General features: G+C 48.2%; 16 protein-coding genes and 1 tRNA gene. 8 read left to right on the plus strand and 9 right to left on the minus strand.

Annotation, left to right across the window (positions count from 1 at the left end):
• Positions 1-7: 7 nt before the first annotated feature.
• The 7 genes from arsM to BUB37_RS04835 all read right to left on the minus strand — a co-directional run bounded on the left by arsM (position 8) and on the right by BUB37_RS04835 (position 5611).
• Positions 8-973, minus strand: a complete 966-nt coding sequence (gene arsM / locus BUB37_RS04805) for an arsenosugar biosynthesis arsenite methyltransferase ArsM (protein ID WP_072989297.1) — start codon at positions 971-973, stop codon at positions 8-10.
• Positions 970-1785 carry a purine-nucleoside phosphorylase gene (locus tag BUB37_RS04810; RefSeq protein WP_072989301.1) on the minus strand — a complete coding sequence of 272 codons (816 nt, stop codon included), beginning with the start codon at positions 1783-1785 and terminating at the stop codon, positions 970-972. Before BUB37_RS04810 ends, arsM begins: the two co-directional genes overlap by 4 nt.
• A complete protein-coding gene (locus tag BUB37_RS04815) occupies positions 1782-2462 on the minus strand; it encodes a TIGR04282 family arsenosugar biosynthesis glycosyltransferase (RefSeq protein ID WP_094766529.1) in 681 nt (226 codons plus the stop codon). Before BUB37_RS04815 ends, BUB37_RS04810 begins: the two co-directional genes overlap by 4 nt.
• Positions 2463-2523: 61 nt before the next feature.
• Positions 2524-3042 carry a rhodanese-like domain-containing protein gene (locus tag BUB37_RS04820; RefSeq protein ID WP_072989304.1) on the minus strand — a complete coding sequence of 173 codons (519 nt, stop codon included), beginning with the start codon at positions 3040-3042 and terminating at the stop codon, positions 2524-2526.
• 147 nt (positions 3043-3189) lie between these two features.
• Complete coding sequence (locus BUB37_RS04825) at positions 3190-4500, minus strand: ADP-ribosylglycohydrolase family protein (protein ID WP_072989308.1); 1311 nt, start codon at positions 4498-4500, stop codon at positions 3190-3192.
• Complete coding sequence (locus tag BUB37_RS04830) at positions 4497-5471, minus strand: phosphotransferase (protein WP_072989857.1); 975 nt, start codon at positions 5469-5471, stop codon at positions 4497-4499. Before BUB37_RS04830 ends, BUB37_RS04825 begins: the two co-directional genes overlap by 4 nt.
• Positions 5472-5538: 67 nt before the next feature.
• Positions 5539-5611: transfer RNA gene (locus BUB37_RS04835), tRNA-Phe, on the minus strand.
• 102 nt (positions 5612-5713) lie between these two features.
• Here BUB37_RS04835 and BUB37_RS04840 point away from each other — a divergent pair.
• From BUB37_RS04840 to BUB37_RS04870, 7 genes are all read left to right on the plus strand, one after another.
• Entirely contained in the window at positions 5714-6442 is a 729-nt protein-coding gene (locus BUB37_RS04840) for a type III pantothenate kinase (protein WP_072989860.1), read from the plus strand.
• The gene (locus BUB37_RS04845) at positions 6443-7729 is read left to right on the plus strand and encodes a BamG family beta-barrel-assembly machinery protein (RefSeq protein WP_072989312.1); all 1287 of its coding nucleotides are present in this window, start codon (positions 6443-6445) and stop codon (positions 7727-7729) included.
• A gap of 248 nt (positions 7730-7977) precedes the next feature.
• On the plus strand, positions 7978-9351 hold the full coding sequence (locus BUB37_RS04850) for a tetratricopeptide repeat protein (protein ID WP_072989317.1): 1374 nt from the start codon (positions 7978-7980) through the stop codon (positions 9349-9351).
• 1 nt (position 9352) lies between these two features.
• Positions 9353-9955, plus strand: a complete 603-nt coding sequence (gene lptC / locus BUB37_RS04855) for an LPS export ABC transporter periplasmic protein LptC (protein ID WP_072989320.1) — start codon at positions 9353-9355, stop codon at positions 9953-9955.
• Entirely contained in the window at positions 9952-10155 is a 204-nt protein-coding gene (locus tag BUB37_RS04860; RefSeq protein ID WP_072989324.1) for a hypothetical protein, read from the plus strand. The genes lptC and BUB37_RS04860 overlap by 4 nt, the downstream gene beginning before the upstream one ends.
• A gap of 2 nt (positions 10156-10157) precedes the next feature.
• Positions 10158-11447: a hemolysin family protein gene (locus tag BUB37_RS04865; protein ID WP_072989328.1), complete on the plus strand. Its 1290-nt coding sequence runs from the start codon at positions 10158-10160 to the stop codon at positions 11445-11447.
• 138 nt (positions 11448-11585) lie between these two features.
• A complete protein-coding gene (locus tag BUB37_RS04870) occupies positions 11586-13706 on the plus strand; it encodes a peptidylprolyl isomerase (protein ID WP_072989332.1) in 2121 nt (706 codons plus the stop codon).
• Positions 13707-13756: 50 nt separating this feature from the next.
• Here the strand turns inward: BUB37_RS04870 and BUB37_RS04875 are convergent, their stop codons facing one another.
• Both BUB37_RS04875 and BUB37_RS04880 read right to left on the minus strand, forming a co-directional pair.
• Positions 13757-14677: a GYDIA family GHMP kinase gene (locus BUB37_RS04875; RefSeq protein WP_072989335.1), complete on the minus strand. Its 921-nt coding sequence runs from the start codon at positions 14675-14677 to the stop codon at positions 13757-13759.
• Positions 14670-15989, minus strand: coding sequence for a hydroxymethylglutaryl-CoA reductase, degradative (locus BUB37_RS04880; protein WP_072989339.1), 1320 nt, complete (start codon positions 15987-15989; stop codon positions 14670-14672). The genes BUB37_RS04875 and BUB37_RS04880 overlap by 8 nt, the downstream gene beginning before the upstream one ends.
• Positions 15990-16143: 154 nt before the next feature.
• Between BUB37_RS04880 and BUB37_RS04885 the strand changes: the two genes are divergently transcribed.
• Entirely contained in the window at positions 16144-18309 is a 2166-nt protein-coding gene (locus BUB37_RS04885) for a S9 family peptidase (protein ID WP_072989342.1), read from the plus strand.
• Positions 18310-18344: the final 35 nt, after the last annotated feature.

The following is an 18344-nucleotide window of genomic DNA, read 5'->3' on the forward strand; positions in this document are numbered from 1 at the left end:
GTCTGGATTAGCAGCATCCGCCACCGTTATAGTGCCATGTGCTCTCGCTGATATGGATCTGGTCGTTGGCCTTGGCCAAGGCCGCGGCGGTTTTGTCGCAAACGGCCATAGGTTGGTTTTGCACCAGTACGTGCCCTTTTTGGTCGTCGAAGTAGGCTTCGTCGCCGTAGTAAATGGCGGTTTTTCCCGTAAATACGCAAGGGCCGTCGTTGGGCATCGGGTCTTTGATGGCGGCAATTTCTATCGATTCGATAAAAATGGGCTCGTCGGTGGGGTAGTGATTGGGCGAAAGTACGCGATATGACCTTCTGGCCCTGACCTCTATCGTACCGAAGCCTGCATCGGTCAAAACTTTTATATAGTCTTTTAAGGGGATGCTGCCGCTAAGACATAGCGCGCGCAATCGGTCGTCGTTGCGAAGGGCGTCGTTCATCGGCTGCTCGCAAATGGGATCGCTCATGACCAGTCGGCCATGGGGCTTAAGTATGCGGTACATTTCCGCTACCGCTTTTTTGAGGTCGTCTGTCTTGAAAATATTGAAAAGGCAATTTTGGGCGGCCACATCGATACTTTCGTCGGCAACGGGAAGCTTAAGGGCGTCACCCTTTACCAAGTTGACGAATTTGCTGTCGAACCAATCGTTTTCCGCTTCGGCCATTTTAAGGTTCTTTCGGGAGGCTTCCAGCATTTCATCGACCACGTCGACTCCCGTAACCCCGCCTTCCTGGCGTGAAAAATAAGAAAACTGCAGCAGCTCCATTCCTCCCCCGACACCGACATAGAGTACCTTGGGGTCGTTGATGAGGTCTTGGGGCGAAACGGTACTGCCGCACCCGTAATTCATCTCTTGCATGATCTTCGGAATCGACAGTCCCGGAAATTGCCAAACGGGGGTTGTCGTGCAGCAAAGTCCTACATCGGGGGTGATGGCAGCTTCTTTGTACAGGTCTTTGGTAGCTTCTAGGTAGCTCATATTTTTTTGATTAGTTCCTTGAAAAGTTTGACCATTTTGGGCTCCGCCTTGTTGGCTACTTCGATAATTTCCTCGACGTTGACGGGTTTAAGGTTGTCAGGGTCGCATTCGTCGGTCAGTACCGATACGGCAACGATGGGCAGGTTTAAGTGGTTGGCCACAATAACTTCGGGAACCGTGCTCATACCTACGGCGTCGGCGCCGAGGATCCCCAGCATACGGTATTCGGCCTTGGTCTCCAACTGTGGGCCTACCACCGAGGCATAGACCCCCTGCCTTAGGGTTATGTTCTCGTTTTTGGCGATGGCAACAAGCTTTTGCCGCATATCGACATCGTAGGGTTCGGCCATGTCGGCAAAGCGCTCGCCGTATTCGCCGACACTTTTAAAGGCCAGGGGCGATCCGCCTTGAAGGTTGATGTGGTCTTCGATCAGCATAAGGTCTCCTTTCTTAAAATCGAGGTTGATCGCCCCAGCGGCGTTCGAAATAAAAAGCTTCTCTATGCCCAATTGATGCATCACGCGTATGGGGTAGGTCACGTCGATAAAATCGTAGCCTTCGTAAAGGTGAAAACGGCCTTGCATGACCACTACCTTTTTGCCTTCTATAGTGCCGTAGATCAATTTTCCCGAATGGAACTCGACCGTGGCCAAGGGAAAAAAGGGGATGTGGTTGTAATGTGCTACAATTGGGTCTTCGATTTGATCGGCCAGTTTGCCGAGGCCGGTGCCCAGTACAATGCCTATTTCGGGCTTGTCAAACCCCTTGCTTTGAAGGTAGGCGGTAGATTCGTTCAGTTCCTTCTTTGTCATTTTTCAATTTGTTTTAAAAAAGGTTGAAAGACATCAATGTCTTTGATGTCTTCATAGAGGTCGATATCGTTACGCATATCCAGCATATGATAAGACTCGTTCTTAAGGTTCTCGAGGGTATCTTTCAGTACCGTATCCCGACCCCAGTGTTTATGTTCAAAAAGTTCCGGTTTAAAACGTGTCATTCCCAAAAGATAGTACCCCCCATCATCGGCCGGGCCTATTACAAAGTTATTGACTTTTAGTTGTTCGAAGGCAATCGCTATATCCTTGTCTTCAAGGTCGTACATGTCGCTTCCGATAATTATGATCCGTTCGTAGCCGCTTTTAAAGCCCGCTTGAAAGGCATTGGCCATGCGGGTCCCGAGGTTAGGGCCTTCTTGAAGTCGCTTTTCGTAAACCAAGCCGTTCCAGACATCGTCTTCCCAAATTTCCTCGGAATACCAGACCTGTTTTGCCACGTTCAGGTGTTGGGTAATCGATACGGTGTGGGCCAACAGGAAATTGTAAATCTCCAGGGCGACCCGGGCACCTACGGTCGAGGCCAGACGGGTCTTGCATTTGCCCAATTCGGGGTTGCGGGTAAAAATGATTAGCAGGTCTTTGGAGGCCAAATTGGTGAAATTGATCGTGGGCGTTTCTTTTTGGTTTTCGTTGGGGAGTGGTATACTAAACATGTTCTTTTTAAAGAAGACGTGCCATGGGCACCTTTTTGTTACTCGATATTGGTTGTCAATTTTACCGATTCCTTACATCTGAAGGTACATTGTAAACCTTTTCGCCCTTCTCCAGCAATTTTCCCCACGTCCTGTTAAAGGCGTGGATTTTTTCTGTTTCCTTTCCGTCCGCGCCATATATGGGGTACCCTCTGTTCTTCCATTCAAAGATACCTCCGTAAAGGTTTTTGACGTTCGTATAGCCCGCTTGCAACAATTTTTCGCCTACATCCTCGGATCGCACCCCTATCGAGCAGTAAACGATAATCGTCCTGCTTTTGTCGTCGATCAATGGGGCGACCGAGTCGGCCTTGAATTCCTTGTGGCCTACCCAGTGGGCCTTTTGAAGGTGGCTGACCTCGAACTCCCCGTGGGTCCGGGTATCCAAAAGCAATACATCGGTCAGGGCCTTGAGTTCGTCGACGTGGATGTAGGGGACGCTTTGCTTGTTCCATTTTGATAAGGCCTTGTCCATTTTCCCTTGCGAGGCAAGGGGTGACAAAACGCAGAAAAAGAGAGCGGCAAAGAAGTGAAATCGCATAAAAGGTAAAGTTTATAACTGTAAAGATAGTGTTTTGGAAAGCTTCATAGGGTTCCGTTGGCCTGTAACGACCTGCCGTGGTTTCGGTTTGGGGCGGTAGGCGTCCCTGGGGAAAGGCGGGCCTAATAAGGCATATGGCCCACGGGGTCAGCGATCCGGTAGGTCTTGCTTCGGTTGGTCAATACCCGTGAGTTCCTTGGCCAAGGCCTGAAGGTCGATGCCCATGTGGTCTTTATTGGCCTTTAGCACCTGGGCACAGAGTTCCGGGGGCAGCTTCGAATATCCGTCCTTCGCGCCGAGGATCATTCCGGCCACTGCCGCGACGGTATCGTTGTCGCGACCGTAGTTTACGATAAACTGAAGGGTCTTTTCAAAGTCGCCTTCCCCGAATTCGAGGGCGGTTACCAGAATTTGCCAAATCTCGCCCGAGTGAAAGGCAATGGCTTTTTGGTCTTTTTCCAGGAATTGGTAGGCCATTTCCTGTTCGATCCATTCTTGCCGGGATCCCGGGAAATTTTCGGGAAGGCGATAACGGGGGTCGTTGAGGGCCGATGAATCGGTGCGGACCGATTCCCTGATGGACATTATGTGCTTGACCGAGGCTTCGGCAATGGAATACGGTATTCGCCCTACCAGTCGACTGTCTTGGTAGCCGATGGGGTCAATGAAGGTGGCCGTATCTATAATCGAATCGATGTTCTTGGTCTGTAGGGCCATTTGGGTCATGGCCGACACCAATGAAGAAATGTCCTTGGCATACCCTATGTCGAACAGGGCGTGCTTGTAGGCCAGGCTATAGGCTTCTTCGGGAGTCTCCGTAATAAGGCCGAACATGGGAGTGTAGAGCTGGCCGGCACAAGACATTTCACCGCCGTAGAATCGGTTCAGGGCCATGAGGTATTCTTCATTGCCCTTTTTAAAGGCCATCGCAACCCTGGCCCATTCCTTGATCCAATCGATTTTCTCCATTTGCACGTCGAGAAAATCGGTTTTTGGGATGTGTTTTGTGGCGGATAGGCTGCGGGTGAGCGAACCGTAATAGTCGATGATGAAATCGGTAAATTTCTCAGCGTTCAAATCGGTTTTGTTCTGCGTTAGGTATTTGACCATGGCCATTTTCCAGCGGGTATCGTCGGTAGTGGCTCCGGGCAATAGGTTGTTTTCCCAAACACCTTCGGCGGATCGGGGGCGTACGGCGGGCGTCAGGTGTGTCAGGTAGCCGTATTTGAGCTGTATGTCCTTTCTGTCCCACATTTCGGTCGAGGCCCCCATGGCATCGCCAATGGCCGAACCGACCAAGGCTCCCAAGACTTTGTCGTAATACGCCTCTTCGCTTAGGGTTGATCTCGATGTGGGGTAGGCCTGTTTCTTGGGCGATGGGATGTCGACTCCCGATTTGGGTTCTTGGCACGACCAAAACAGAAGAAAAAGCAAAGCCGATCCGATAAACCTGGTCATAAGCCCAAAATCAGTTTTTGCGCCTTTTTTAGAAGTTTGCCTTTCTCTTCCAGGCTACGGTCCATAGGGAGCTGCGCCAGGCCGAGTATACGTCGCGCAATTTCTATTCCGGCAATCTGCGACAATAGTTTTTTGTCGGCATGCCCCTGGTAAATGGAGTGGATCCTGTTCAAATAACTTTTCTTGCCCGTGGCCATAATGATATGGGCGGCCATTACGCCCAGGTCGAACTCCGGAAAACCGACAAAGCCGAATTCGGGGTCGATAATGTAAAGGTTTTCGGCCTCGGTCATCCAACTGCCCGGATAATAATCGCCGTGTACCAAGGTCTGGCCGGGCATGAGGTATTTTTCGCCTATGGCGTTGACTATCGATTTAATTGCCTTATTGGTCTTGAATGGAAGGGAAAGTTCTTGAAGCCCCTCGTGCATTTCGTCGAGGTCGAGCCCGTTGTCTTCGGCAAAGGGAATCACAAAGATGTGTTTGTGGTTCAAAAAGCGCATTTGCAGGTTGTCGGGGTAATTGGCGTCAACGTCCGTCCGATGTATGAGTCCGAGTATAAAGACAAGGCGATCTAAGTGGGCGGCGGAAATCTTCCTTTCGTTGTAGATGGCCGTCATGTCTTGGCAGTGTCCGAGGTCTTCGAGAAGAAGGAGTTTTTCGGCCGCGTCGTACCCCAAAATTTTAGGGATATGGGCGCTTACGGCGTTTTTTCTAACGGCCTGGTAGAAGTTCTTTTCGGCGCTTATGCGATCCAATGGGGCCGGGATTTGCCTGTATTTGTTGACGTAGGGCCTTGATTGTTTGGCGATAAAGGACCTTTGGTTCGTGTTGATCCTGATGACAACATTCATGTTGCCTTCGCCGGGTGCTTCGACCGATTCGATCTTTTCGCCCGAATTGAGCCAAGAGTTGACCGATAGAAAATATTCTAACTCAGGTATGGGGGTTGAAACGTCTATTGCTTTCAAAACAAGAGTTTTATGCAATATACCTCCAAAAAACAAAAAAATCCTTACGAATCGCAAGGATTTTTTGTGGTGCCTCCAGGAATCGAACCAGGGACACATGGATTTTCAGTCCATTGCTCTACCAACTGAGCTAAGGCACCATCCCGATAAGGGGCTGCAAATATAATTTCAATTTTGCGATATCCAAACATTTTATGAAAAAAAAGGTAGATCGTCTTAGCTCTTTTTTTGATCTTTGTTATATGAACTTAATAGTGGATGTGGGAAACACTTCGGTAAAACTTGCGGTTTTCGATAATGGTACCGTTATTTTTTATCAAAAGGGAGACCGCGAAAACCTGGCCGGACAGGTGAAAAAAATATGCGAGGACTATCCGCAAATTTCGTACGGCATAGTCTCCGCGGTGGGTGAACTCGACCGTAAGGTAATTGCGGTCTTAAAGGTGTTCTGCGAAGTATATGAGCTCACGCAAAGGTCGCGGACGCCCTATAAAAACTCCTATGCCACCCCCCATACCTTGGGGGTCGATAGAATGGCCTTGGCCACCGCCGCGTTTTATGGCAACCCCAAGGGAAACACTTTGGTGGTCGATGCGGGCACCTGTATCACCTACGATATGGTGAACGACTACGGGGAGTATTTGGGCGGGGGCATTTCCCCGGGGCTCCATATGCGCTATAAGGCCTTGGAGGCGCAGACCGCAAAGCTGCCGCTCTTAACGCCGAAGGTCCCCTTTGACCTGATAGGAAATTCGACCGAAAACAGTATTCACAGTGGGGTCGTCAATGGCATCTGTCACGAAATCGACGGTGTTATAGGGGATTACCGTGGGCGTTTTCGAGATTTAACAGTTATTTTAACAGGGGGTGACGCTTCATTTTTGTCAAAACGGTTAAAAAATACCATATTTGCGGATTCCAAATTTCTCCTAAAAGGGTTGAACTATCTGTTGGAATACAACAAGCATTAAATGGTCAGAAGAATAGTTTTTGTTTTAGTGTGCCTTGCCACATGGGGTTCATATGCCCAAGATGGTACCGTTTCCCCATATTCGTATTTCGGTCTGGGTGAAACCAGTGCCAATGCTACGGTAGAGAACCAAATGATGGGCGGTATTGGGGTATACGCCGATAGTATCCATGTCAACCTGAAAAACCCGGCGGCCTATAGCAAGTTGGGGGTGAGATTCGGGGAAGATTTCGGGATCACCACCTACACTGCGGGAATTTCGCATAAGGAGACCCGTTTGGAAAGTTTTGGCGACAAACAGAGCAGTGCCGTAACCAATTTGGATTATCTCTCCTTGGGTTTTAGCCTGAAAAAGGGCTTCGGCGTGGGCTTTGGCGTAATGCCGTATACTTCGGTCGGTTATAATTTTGTCGACGAGCGGGGTGCAGAGGGTTCGCGGATAATCAACGAGTATAGCGGGGATGGTGGCTTGAGCCGTCTGTATCTTTCCCTGGGTTACGAATTGTTCAAGGACTTCAGTATCGGGGTTTCGGCCAATTATAGCTTCGGGACCATTGAAAGCATTAGGGTGCAGAGTACGGAGGGTGTCCAGTATGGGATAAAGGACGAGCGTAGCTCAAAAATTGACGGAATTGATTTGAACTATGCGGTTTACTACACGCCCCAAGTGGGTGAAAAGCATACCTTGTATACATCCTTGCGCATTAATACACAGGGCAACCTTTCGGCCAGGAACACAAGGCAGATCGGCTCGTTCTCGCTGTTGACGCAGGCCGATGTGGAGGCCATTGATGTAGATTTGGAATCCCAAGGCCTAAAGGAGACCGGGATCACCATTCCTACGACGACGACGTTGGGCGTAGGTTACGGCGAGAACATGAAATGGTTCCTGGGGTTGGAATACAGTTACCAGCAGTTGGCCGATTACTCCAACGTGTTCTTGCAAATAGACAACTTGGTCTACGACGACGCAAGTAGATTGGCCCTAGGGGGGTATTTTATACCTGACCGAAGCTCTTTCGACAGTTATTTAAGTAGGGTGACCTATAGGGCGGGGGCAAGGTACGAAAAGACCGGAATGGTCATTAACGAAAAGGAGGTCAACAACTTTGGCATAACTTTTGGACTAGGTCTTCCGCTAGGTAATAATTTATCGAACCTTAACCTGGGCTTCGAACTGGGAAGAAGGGGTACTACCTCGGCCGATTTGATAGAGGAGAGTTATTTTAAGGTAAATGTAGGCCTGTCTTTGAACGATATCTGGTTTAGAAAGCGCAAGATAAATTAATGCATTAGTGTTGAGGTTTTGTTAAAAAATCGCCTTAATATTTGGCAATGTTTAAAAATAGGTTCAAAAACAACATGTTGGGGGCTATTTTATAAATTACAAATGGCTGGCTTGGCAAAAAATTAGTACATTAACCCCCTCAAAAACGGAAACCTAAACACGGGCGCCAGAACGAAGTATAGTTAAGATTGTTAGCTTTGAACGGTGGGTTGTGTTTGACTTTTTTGAAAACCAATAAAATTGAACAAATGAAAACTAAGATTTACTTCACTGCAATTATGCTTTTCGGGTTCATTGTGGCCGCCAAGGCCCAGGCCCAAAACCCAGAATGTATGACCAACCTTTCCATATATGCGGAGCACGCAAAGGTGAAAAATTACGAGGCTGCGTACACCCCTTGGAAAATGGTCTACGATAATTGTCCCGACCTGAACAAGGCCAATTTTTCGCTGGGTGAAAAGATATTGGAGGATAAAATCGAAAAGTCTTCCGGTGCGGACAAGGATAAGTACATTAAAGATTTGATGGAGCTGTACGACAACAGTGCAAAGTATTTTCCTAAAAGATACACTCCTGCAGTAGTGGCCATCGACAAGGCTTTGCTCATGTACGAAAACAAAATGGGTTCCGATGAGGAAATCTATAACATGTTGCACGATGCGTTTAAGAAGGACCCCAAAAACTTTAAAAACCCTAGGGCCTTGTACCTCTACTTCTCCAGCTTGGTAGACCTGCACAAGAGCGGCAGCAAAGACCTTCAGGAAGTTTTCGATGTGTATGATGACGTAACCGATAAAATCGAGGAAGAGAACAAGCAATTGACCAATGTGATCAGCGAGTTGCTTCCAAAGGATTCCCTTGGAACCTTGACCTCAAAAGAGAAAAGGAAATTGAAGGTGGCCACCACCAACTCCAAATCTTACGGTAAGATTGCCGGTAGTGTCGATTCCAAATTAGGGGCCTTGGCCGATTGTGAAAACTTGATTCCGCTTTACGAAAAGAGCTTTGAGGAGAAAAAAGGCGACATCACTTGGGTAAAAAGAGCGGTGGGCAGAATGTTCAACAAAGAATGTACCGACGATCCCCTGTTCCAAAAACTGTTCGAGGCCCAATTGGCCTTGGAGCCTTCGGCAGATGCCTATGTATATGGGGGTACGCTTAAAATGAAGAACGGCGACTCGCAAGGGGCCTTGGCCGATTTCGACAAAGCCATGAGTTTGGAATCCGACCCGTACAAAAAATCGAACATTGCCTATAAGGTAGCCGTAATCAACAAAAGGAAGGGCAGCAAGTCTACGGCAAGGAAATATGCGCAAATGGCCATCAATGCCAACAAGGCGAACGGTAGGGCCTATCTTTTGATAGCCAACCTGTATGCTACCAGTGCCAACGATTGTGGAAGTACGCCTTTTGAAAAACGGGCCATTTACTGGAAAGCGGCCGATATGGCCAGGCAAGCGGGCCGTGTAGATCCCTCTTTGAGCTCTACCGCTAACCAAGCGGCCAAGAGTTACGCGGCAAAAGCACCTTCCAAGACCGATATTTTCAATTCGGGCATGGCCGGTAAGACCGTTTCCTTCAGCTGTTGGGTGGGCGGCAGCGTAAAGGTGCCGAATCTATAAGATGAAACCATCGTTTAAAAATAACTGTTCACGTATTGCCATGGTATCGATCATGGCAATACTTTTTTCATGTGGTGACAACTACAAAAGATCGGGGCAAGAGAAGGTACCCTTGGTATACCCCATGGGGATAACCGAGAACTTTACCTTGACCTATACCGAGGCCAGGGAACAGTTGGGGTCCGAAGACTCGGCTACAACACGTGTGATAGCCGTTTTGAAAAGTCCCTTGAACAACGATTACGAGAATCTTAAGTTTCCCTACCGTACCTTTCCTAAAGGCCTGCTCATCGATTTTTACAACGAGCAGGGCGACAAGAGCATCATTAAGGCCGATTACGGTATCATTTATTCGGCCACAAATGTGATCGATTTACAGGGAAATGTCGTTATCGAGAGCCATGACGGTAAGAAATTGGAGGCCCCCCAACTCTATTGGGACCAAAGTAGCGATTGGATTTTTACCCAGGAAAAGTTTAAGTATACCAACCCCGAAGACGGAACGGTCATGGATGGGGAAGGAATGGATTTTAACAAAGACCTTAGTTTTTTTAATGCCCATAAGACCTTTGGTCTTATGACGATAAAGGAAGAACCAAAATGATCAATATTTTAAGATATACCGAATACCTTTACCTAGCGGTGTGTGTGTTTTCGGTTTACCGTATTTTTACCGATTGGAATATAGATAGGCAAAGCGCCTACCTCTTTGTATTCTTCGCCGTAGTGTCTATCGGTATGTTCTTGTTCAGGAGAAACTACCGTAAAAAGTTTGAACAGCGAAAACGCGATAATCAGCAGTAGTCTTGGAAACTGCCGTTTTTATAATCGTTCTGTCCCTACTGTTTTCGGCCTTCTTTTCCGGTATGGAAATCGCCTTTGTCTCGGCGAACAAGATCCATATCGAAATCGAGAAAAAACAGGAAGGGCTCTTGGCCAGGGTGTTGACGCGCCTGACGAAGAAGCCTTCGAAGTTTATCGCCACCATGCTCATCGGCAACAACATCGCCCTGGTGGTTTACGGGTTTTTTATGGGCGATGTGCTCATGCATTGGTTTCAGGGTATGTTGCCTACCACGAACAATTTTGTCAACCTTGTACTGACCGATTTTAACCTGGTGCTGCAAACGGTTATTTCTACCTTGATCATCTTGCTTACGGCCGAATTTCTTCCGAAAGTACTGTTTCAGATCTATAGCAATAGCCTGTTAAAGTTTTTGGCCGTCCCCGCCTATTTCTTCTATCTTTTGTTTTCGGTGGTTTCCGATTTCGTTATTTGGGTTTCCGACTTTATTTTAAAGGTGTTTTTCAAGACGGATGGCGATGAGGTGCAACTGTCATTTAGTAAGATAGAATTGGGCGATTACATCAATGAACAAATGGAAACGGTCAACGAGGAGGATGAGGTCGATTCCGAGATCCAAATCTTTCAAAACGCTCTCGAGTTCTCAGAGGTAAAGGCGAGGGAGGTTATGGTGCCCCGTACCGAGATCATGGCCGTTGAGATCAACGAAACGCCCAAGAACCTGGCCAAGCTCTTTACCGAAACCGGATACTCCAAAATTCTCGTCTACAAGGAGACTATCGATAATATTATCGGTTACGTACATTCGTATGAGCTGTTCAAGAAGCCCAAGACCATTAAAAGCATTCTGCTGCCCGTCGAGTATGTGCCCGAAACCATGCTCATACAGGATATTTTGAACGTTTTGACCAAAAAACGCAAGAGTATTGCCGTGGTTTTGGACGAGTATGGCGGTACTTCGGGAATAATGACGGTAGAGGATATTGTCGAAGAGCTGTTCGGCGAAATTGAGGATGAGCACGACACGACCGATTTGATCGAAGAGCGATTGGAAGATGGCAGTTACAGGTTTTCGGCCCGATTGGAGGTCGACTACCTCAATGAGACCTATCGGCTCGAACTTCCCGAAAGCGATGAATATGAGACACTTGGCGGGTTTATCGTGAATAACGAGGGCGAAATTCCCGAAAAGGACTCCGAAATACAGATCAATGGTTTTCTTTTTAAGATTCTGGAGGTCTCCAATACCAAGATAGACCTGGTTTTGCTTCAAATTGACGAAAAGGATTAGCCTTGTACCCCTCTCAAGGGCATTTTATGCCCCCATTGTATGTGGGTGCCGATGAGAAAGCGTAAAGCGCGGGGCGTAAAGTCTTTAATATTCCAAAAGAAAATACTAATTTCGCACACTGATTTTAAAACTCCTTAGATGGCAATTTTAGAGAATATAAGAAAACGGACGACCGTTTTGATTCTTATCATCGGTTTGGCACTTTTCGCTTTTGTGATTTCCGGTGTCTTTACCAACAGCAATATGAGTGGCGGTAAAGTGGGTTCGAGCATCGCCGAGGTAAATGGCGATGAAATTTCGATAGACGATTTTCGTCAAAAGGTCGATTTGGCATCGAGAAGATCGGGGCCAACGGCTTCGACCATGCAGACCGTGAACCAGGTTTATGAGCAAGAGGTACGCAATCTTATTTTGGGGCAACAGCTCGAAGATTTGGGTATCGATATAGAGCAAGACCAGATCCTGAACTATATCGCCACGATCCCGGGGTATTCGCAAAGTCCGCAGTTTCAAGATGAAAACGGCGTCTTTGATCAAAACAAATTCAGGGAATTCATAGCCGAGTTAAAGATCAACAACCCGGCCCAATACGAGCTTTGGTTGCAAGATGAAAAGGCCATTATCGAAAATGCCAGGCAACAGGCCTATTTCAATTTGGTCAAGGCCGGGGTAGGGGCTACGCTCAAGGAAGGCGAGTTCGATTATAAATTGGCCAACGACAAGATCGATATCAAATACGTCCGCATCCCTTTTTCATCCATTCCCGATAGCACCATATCGGTATCTAAGAGCGAGATTCAGGCCTATATCAACGAGCACAAGGATGATTTCAAGCAAGAGGCCGCCCGCGACATCCAATTTGTTTATTTTAACGAGAAGCCTTCGGCCGCCGATGAAAAGGCCGTGGAGGATGAAATTTTAAAGCTGCTCGACGATACCGTTGAATACAATGCCCAAACGGATAGGAACGATACGATCAAAGGGTTTAGGAATACCACCGATATGCTGGCCTTTTTAGACCGCTATTCGGATATCAAGTTCGATACCATATACAGGCCCAAAAGCCAGCTTCCCGTACGCTTCGCCGATACCTTGATGAGCTTGAAAGTGGGCGAGATATACGGTCCTTACCGCGATGGCGACTACTTTAAGGTTTCCAAAATGATGGACCGCAAGGTGAACGGTTCGGTCAAGGCAAGCCATATCTTGATTTCCTATAAGGATGCCCAGGGGGCCGGTGCCGATGTAACACGAAGCAAGGAAGAAGCGGAAGCCGAAGCGAAGCGTTTGTTGCGCGAGGCCAGAAAGAAGGACGCCAAATTCGTAGAATTGGCCAGGGACAACTCCGATGGTCCTTCTGCGCCCAATGGCGGTGACCTGGGGTATTTTCAAGAAGGTATGATGGTGCCTACGTTCAACGACTTCGCCTTTGGCAATAGCGTGGGAACCATAGGCATGGTAGAGACCGATTTTGGTTTTCACGTGGTCAAGATAGACGATAAGCAGGATATAGTCCAAATCGCCACCTTGGCCCGCGAGATCGAGCCTTCCGAAGAGACGATCAACACCTTGTTTACCGACGCTACAAAATTTGAAATGGAGTCCATTTCATCCGACAAGGCCTTTCCTGATTTGGCCAAGGAGTCGGGTTACGTCGTACGCCCCGTCAACCAAATCAAATCTACAGACGAAAACCTTCCGGGCCTATCGGCCCAGAGGAGCATTGTGCAGTGGGCCTTCAACGAAGAAACAAGCGTCGGTGACATCAAGCGTTTCGATTTGCCCAGTGGTTATGCCGTGGTGCAATTGACCAAGGTGTATGAAGAGGGTACCATGTCGGTCGAAGATGCTTCCCCGACCGTATTGCCGATCATCAGAAAAGAGCGCAAGGCGGCCCAGATCATTGCGAACAATAAGGGCAAATCGCTTGAGGAATTGGCCAAGGACAACAACGTAAACGTTTCGACGGCCACTGCACTGAACGTGAAGTCGCCTACCATTCCGGGCGCGGGATCCGAACCCACGGTCGTTGGTACGGCGTTTGCCTTGAACGAGGGAGATACTTCCGAGCTCATAGAGGGCAATACGGGCGTATTCAAGCTTACGGTTACCAAAAAGACCGAAGGGCCTAAATTGGACAATTACAGCACCTATGCCAATGCCTTGAGAAATACAAGACAGGCAAGGGTGAACACCCAGGTCTATCAAGCCTTGGAAGAGGCTTCCGAAATAGAGGACAACCGGGCAATGTTCTATTAGGACTTGAAGAAAATAATACTAAAAAAACGCCCTGTAAAACGGGCGTTTTTTTATGCAATCATTTTTGGGTAGGGAATTACGGTTTTAAAACCCTTTCCATGAAAATAAGGGGGGGTATCTTCATTGCCCGTGGCCAGGATAAAATCGCCTCCCCAGGCCCCCAAGCTTTTTAGGGTGCCGAAATAATCGGGAAACAGGGACTCTTTTACCGTGGGCAATTGGATGGTATCGGAAATCAGCTTTTCGTGCCGTTCAAGGAGCTGCTCGAAGTCGTACAAACGCGTGCAGGCCAAAACATCGCGGGTCAATGCCGATACCTGATCGACCAGGCCCTTTTTGTCGTGGGCCAAATTCCGGTACCTCCGAATGCCTTCACGGCTGTCCTGTTTTTTTTCAAGGTGGACGAAAAAGAGCTTATTTGCAAAGGTGGGATTGAAGGCCACGGTTTCAACGGCCGGTTTTTTATCGATGACCTGATAGGCAATGGGTAAGTGGTTCCGGGCGCAGGCGATATCGTATCCGCTTCCCGAAAAGCCCTTCCACAACAGTTGAAAGGCGTCGACCTGGGCCCATTGGGCCATATTGTTGATCAGGGTGGAGGAGGAGCCCAGGCCCCAGTTTCGTGGAAATTCCAAAAAGGTTTCCACGGCATATCCTCCGGCATCGGCCAGAAAACGGGGGTTCAGTTTTTTGGCCGCGCCCAATAACTTGAGAAGGGTTGCGGCCACGGCATCGTCCGGATACCTTGGGCTGTTCGAAAAGAGGGAATCCCTTTCGAACGATGCCTCAAACCAAGGAGTTCCGTTATGGTCGAGGCTTCGCCACTTTAGATATGGGGCTTTTAGGGGCTCGATTTTCATGGTCTGGCCGAAACGCGTGGGGATCGCAAGGCTCAATGCGCCATCCAATACCGCATATTCCCCCGTTAATAAGAGTTTGCCGTGGCTGTAAAAGTTGTGGCCGTCATTCATTGCGTAATTTATTGAACGCCTTTACCACTTCGTTATGGGTGGCCGTATGTTTTTTAAAGTGGTTTGTCAAGCGGGTTTTTTCGGTGTCGGTAGCGCCCAATTGGTTGAGGATGTTCAAGAGGTGCATTTTCATATGCCCTTCTTGTATTCCGGTAGTTACCAAAGAGCGGACGGCAGCAAAGTTCTGGGCCAAGCCGGCTACGGCAACAATTTGCATCAGCTCGGTGGCCGATGGTTTTCCCAAGATTTCCAAGGCCAGTTTTACCAAGGGGTGTAGGTTTGTCAATCCGCCAACGGTGCCCAGGGCCAAGGGTAGTTCGATCCAAAATTTAAAGATGCCCTTGTCTATTTGGGCATGGGTGAGGCTGGTGTAACTGCCGTTTCTGGCCGCATAGGCGTGCACTGCGGCCTCTACGGCCCTAAAGTCGTTGCCGGTGGCCAACACCACTGCGTCGATGCCGTTCATGATGCCCTTGTTGTGCGTAACGGCCCTGTAGGGCTCCACCTTGGCTATTTCGACGGCTTGAACCATCTTTTCGGCAAACTGCCTTGGCGGCATGTTGTGGCCGATTTTGAAATCGTCGATAGGGCAGCTTACCTCTGCGCGAACGACGCAGTTGGGCACGTAGTTCGACAGTATGCTCATTACTACTTCCATGCCTTTTTCTTCCTTGGTAAAGGGGGCATAGGCCCGGGCTTCCCTTTTCAGGGTTTGGGCGAAACTTTCGAGGCAGGAATTGATAAAATTCGCGCCCATGGCATCCAAGGTCTCAAAGGTACAGTGCAGTTGGTAGTAGCCGTCGAGCTTGCTGGTTTTGTCCCTTAGCTCGATGGCTGAGAGCCCCCCGCCCCTTTTCGTCATGTTCTTGGTAATCGGCAAGGCCTCCTCGATAAGCTTGGGTTTTATCGACTCAAAGAAACTCCACAATTTGCCGGGGTCGCCGCGATGGATAAAATGGACCTGTCCTATTTTTTCCGTACCCAAGACCTCGGTCTTGAAACCTCCCCTTTTCAACCAGAACTTGGCGGCTTTGCTGGCCGCCGCGACCACAGAGCTCTCTTCGATGGCCATGGGTATGGCATATAGCCTGTCGTTGATCATGAAGTTGGGGGCGATGCCAAAGGGCAGATAGAAATTGCTAATGGTGTTCTCTATAAACTCGTCGTGCAGCTGTTGCACCTTTTTATCCTCGTTCCAATAACGTTTAAGCAGTAATTTGGCTTCTTGGGCGTTTTCCGTATAATTGGCGGTCAGCCATTCTATTTTTTGGTCCTTGGTCAGTTTTGAGAACCCCTCTACCGGCTTGATCATAAAGTAAAGTTTCGAAGGCCAAAGATAATGATTAGGTGCGATACACCCATGAATCTTAAATTAGTGCCAATAGGGTTTCTTTTTACAATTGAAAGTTTAATTTTTGTAAAATTATCACTAAACTTGGGTTTTCTATTGACTTTTATAACTGATTATGCGAAAGTACTTTTTTATACTGTTCCCCCTACTTGCATTTTGTAATGTTTTATCGGCACAAGAAAAACAGATAACCGTTGAAGAGGTCTATAGGAATGGGTTCGGGACCGAAGGCTTGGATGCCCTGCGCTCGATGAAAAACGGCAAGCAGTATACGGTTTTGAACATAGACCGTTCGAACGGGGCGACCACCGTCGACAAATACGATTACGCTACCTTGGAAAAGGTCGAGACCATCGTCGGTTCGAACGATTTGCAGGGTGTCCCCGGTTTCAGGGATTATACCTTCAGTGCAGACGAGTCAAAACTGCTTTTGGCTACCGAAGTGGAGCCTATATACAGGCGTTCGACCTTGGGAGTATACTATGTGTACGACATCGAAACCAAGGAGGTGACCAAGGTGGCCGATAGAAAAATCCAGGAGCCCGCCTTATCGCCCGATGGTAAAAAAGTGGCCTACGTGGCCGAAAACAACCTTTTTCTTTTTGATATAAAATCGAAGGAGACCCGACAGCTCACCACCGACGGGGCCAAGAATAAGATAATCAACGGGATCACCGATTGGGTCTACGAGGAGGAATTCGCTTTTGTCAGGGCGTTTGCCTGGAACGCGAACGGAAGCAAAATCGCCTTTCTTCGTTTTGACGAGACACATGTACCCGAGTTTTCCATGGATATATTCGGTACCGGACTTTACCCGCAGCAGCAGGTCTTTAAATACCCAAAGGCCGGGGAAGATAACGCCGTGGTTACCCTGCATATGCTGGATGTCGAATCGGGTGATATCTCACAGGTCGATTTGGGCCAAGCCTATTACATCCCCCGGATCAAATGGATGAACCATCCCGATTACCTCAGTGTCCAGACACTGAACAGGCATCAGAATCGTCTCAAGCTCTACAGTGTCAATGCAAAGGACAAGACCACTTCCGTGCTGTTGGAGGAAACGGACGACGCCTATGTCGATATCAACGACGACCTGACCTTTTTGGCCGATGACAGTTTTATATGGCTTAGTGAAAGGGATGGGTACAACCACCTTTACCTATATAGTCAAGAAGGCAATTTGATGAATCAAATAACCCAGGGCCCCTGGGAGGTAACGAAGTATTACGGTTACGATCAGAACGAAGACAAGGTTTACTATCAATCTACCGAGAACGGCTCGATAAACCGAGGGGTTTACAGCATAGGGAGCAGCGGTATGGACAAAAAGGCCCTCGCAGCCGGGGAAGGGTTCAATTCGGCCGATTTCAGTGCCGATTTCACTTATTTTATCCATACCTTTTCCGATGCGGCCACTCCACCCGTATACACCTTGTACAAGGCCAAAAAAGGTAAAAAGATCAAGGAAATCAAGAACAACGACAAGTTGCTCGATAAATTGAAGGGCTATCAGATCAGCCCCAAGGAGTTTTCGACCATCGAGATCAATGGCAATGAGCTGAACATGTATATGATCAAGCCCAAGGATTTCGACCCCGCCAAAAAATACCCCTTATTGATGTATCAATACAGCGGGCCCGGATCTCAAAGTGTGGCCAACCAATGGATGGGCTACAGGGATTACTGGCATCAGCAATTGGCCTCCGAGGGCTACATTATTGCCTGTGTAGATGGCAGGGGTACGGGTTTTAAAGGTAGGGATTTTAAGAAATCGACTTACTTGAATTTGGTAAAGTACGAAACCGAAGACCAAATTGCCGCGGCAAAAAAACTTAGCGAACTTCCCTATATCGACGAAAACAGGACCGGTATCTGGGGCTGGAGCTTTGGCGGTCATATGGCGACCAACAGTTTGCTAAAGGGCAATGAGGTCTTTGAAATGGCCATTGCCGTTGCCCCGGTGACCACATGGCGCTTTTACGATACCATTTACACCGAACGGTTTTTGCGAACCCCACAGGAGAATCCCAAGGGTTACGACGAAAACTCCCCATTAAACTACCCCGAGCTTTTGAAGGGCGATTTCCTCCTCATACACGGTTCGGGCGATGACAACGTCCACGTTCAAAACTCAATGCGAATGGCAGAGGCCCTTATTCAGGCCAACAAGCAGTTCGAATGGGCCATTTATCCCGATAAAAACCACGGTATTTACGGGGGTAACACGCGAATACACCTATTCAATAAGATGACCGATTTTGTAAAGGAAAATTTATAGGCCGTAGAAGTTGTCGGCCGTGGCCCCAAAGATAA

This window comes from Pseudozobellia thermophila (assembly GCF_900141855.1).
In the GTDB taxonomy this organism is placed as follows: Bacteria; Bacteroidota; Bacteroidia; order Flavobacteriales; family Flavobacteriaceae; genus Pseudozobellia; species Pseudozobellia thermophila.